Source organism: Enterobacter sp. SECR19-1250, assembly GCF_013391025.1.
GTDB classification, from domain to species: domain Bacteria; phylum Pseudomonadota; class Gammaproteobacteria; order Enterobacterales; family Enterobacteriaceae; genus Enterobacter; species Enterobacter cloacae.
Map to the genome: position 1 here is coordinate 1 of NZ_JACASJ010000324.1, position 351 is coordinate 351.

A 351-nucleotide genomic window follows, 5' to 3' on the forward strand; every position below is an offset into this window, starting at 1 on the left:
GCGTTGGATGCCGGGCAACCGCCCGCATTATGGGCGTTGGCCTCAACACGATTTTCCGCCATTTAAAAAACTCAGGCCGCAGTCGGTAACCTCGCGCATACAGCCGGGCAGTGACGTCATCGTCTGCGCGGAAATGGACGAACAGTGGGGATACGTCGGGGCTAAATCGCGCCAGCGCTGGCTGTTTTACGCGTATGACAGGCTCCGGAAGACGGTTGTTGCGCACGTATTCGGTGAACGCACTATGGCGACGCTGGGGCGTCTTATGAGCCTGCTGTCACCCTTTGACGTGGTGATATGGATGACGGATGGCTGGCCGCTGTATGAATCCCGCCTGAAGGGAAAGCTGCA

General features: G+C 58.4%; 1 pseudogene. It reads left to right on the top strand.

What is annotated here, in order from left to right:
- A pseudogene (locus HX884_RS26835) lies at positions 1 to 351 on the top strand (IS1-like element IS1B family transposase); the annotation flags it as partial.